Annotated in this window: 1 protein-coding gene; it reads left to right on the top strand. The window is 70.7% G+C overall.

From position 1 onward, the window contains the following. Positions 1-191: 191 nt before the first annotated feature. Positions 192-1799: an acyl-CoA carboxylase subunit beta gene (locus H5J30_RS30390; RefSeq protein WP_181790643.1), complete on the top strand. Its 1608-nt coding sequence runs from the start codon at positions 192-194 to the stop codon at positions 1797-1799. Positions 1800-1879 lie beyond the last annotated feature (80 nt).

Genomic DNA, 1879 nt, shown 5'->3' on the forward strand with positions numbered 1-1879 from the left:
CACCAAGACCCACTGACCCACCGGCCCCCCGCCGGTGCCCCGTCCGCACCCCGCCGGCGCCACGCCGCGGGTGTGGCCAACGCCGCACCCGTACGGCGGCCGTGCGCCGATAACCTACGTAGCGGTAAGTCCCGCAGTCCCCCGGGTACCCCGCCCGGAGGCGCCCCCCGACGAGCAGGAGCTGCACCGCGATGGCCCAGGCGCACGAGCCCAACGCCGAGACGGCGGACAGCCACACGACGGCCGGCCGGCTCGCCGATCTCAGCCGCCGGATCGAGGAGGCCACGCACGCCGGGTCGGCGCGCGCGGTGGAGAAGCAGCATGCGAAGGGCAAGCTGACCGCGCGCGAGCGGGTCGACCTGCTGCTGGACGACGGGTCGTTCACGGAGCTGGACGAGTTCGCCCGGCACCGCTCGACGAACTTCGGCATCGAGTCCAACCGCCCGTACGGCGACGGCGTCGTCACCGGCTACGGGACGGTGGACGGCCGCCCCGTCGTGGTGTATTCGCAGGACTTCACGGTCTTCGGCGGCTCCCTCGGCGAGGTCTACGGCGAGAAGATCGTCAAGGCGATGGACTTCGCCATGAAGACCGGCTGCCCGGTCATCGGCATCAACGACGGGGGCGGCGCACGCATCCAGGAGGGCGTCGTCGCGCTGGGGCTCTTCGCGGAGATCTTCCGCCGCAACGTCCACAGCTCCGGCGTCGTACCGCAGATCAGCGTCATCGTCGGCCCGTGCGCGGGCGGCGCGGTGTACTCACCGGCCATCACGGACTTCACCGTGATGGTGGACGGCACGTCGCACATGTTCATCACGGGGCCCGACGTCATCAAGACCGTCACCGGCGAGGACGTCGGCTTCGAGGAGCTGGGCGGCGCCCGTACCCACAACACCACCTCGGGGGTCGCCCACCACATGGCGGGCGACGAGAAGGACGCCTTCGACTACGTCAAGGCGCTGCTGTCGTACCTGCCGTCCAACAACCTCAGCGAGCCGCCCGCGTTCCCGGAGGAGGGCGAGGCGGCGGTCACCGACGAGGACCGCGAGCTGGACACCCTCATCCCGGACTCGGCGAACCAGCCGTACGACATGCACACCGCCATCGAGCACGTGCTGGACGACCGCGAGTTCCTGGAGACCCAGGCGCTGTACGCGCCGAACATCGTCACCGGCTTCGGCCGCGTCGACGGCCACCCGGTCGGCGTCGTCGCCAACCAGCCCATGCAGTTCGCCGGCTGCCTGGACATCAAGGCCAGCGAGAAGGCCGCCCGCTTCGTGCGCACCTGCGACGCGTTCAACGTCCCCGTGCTCACCTTCGTCGACGTCCCCGGCTTCCTGCCGGGCACGGACCAGGAGTACGACGGCATCATCCGCCGCGGCGCCAAGCTGATCTACGCGTACGCCGAGGCCACCGTGCCGCTGATCACGGTGATCACCCGCAAGGCGTTCGGCGGCGCGTACGACGTGATGGGCTCCAAGCACCTCGGCGCGGACCTCAACCTGGCCTGGCCCACCGCGCAGATCGCCGTCATGGGCGCGCAGGGCGCGGTCAACATCCTCCACCGCCGTACGCTCGCCGCCATCGACGACGAGCAGGAGCGCGAGGCGCGGCGCGCGGAGCTGATCCGGGAGTACGAGGACGCGCTGCTGAACCCGTATGCGGCGGCCGAGCGCGGGTATGTGGATGCCGTCGTCATGCCGTCGGAGACGCGGCGGCAGGTGGCGAAGGGGCTGCGGGTGCTGCGCAACAAGCGGGAGGCGCTGCCGCCGAAGAAGCACGGGAACATCCCGCTGTAGGCGGCCGTCAGAGCAGCTGGTGTGAGGAGGGCCGATGTCCGACGAGATCAAGGTCGTCAGGGGCAACCCGACGGCGGAGG

It is taken from the genome of Streptomyces phytophilus (genome assembly GCF_013870535.1).
Lineage (GTDB): Bacteria > Actinomycetota > Actinomycetes > Streptomycetales > Streptomycetaceae > Streptomyces > Streptomyces phytophilus.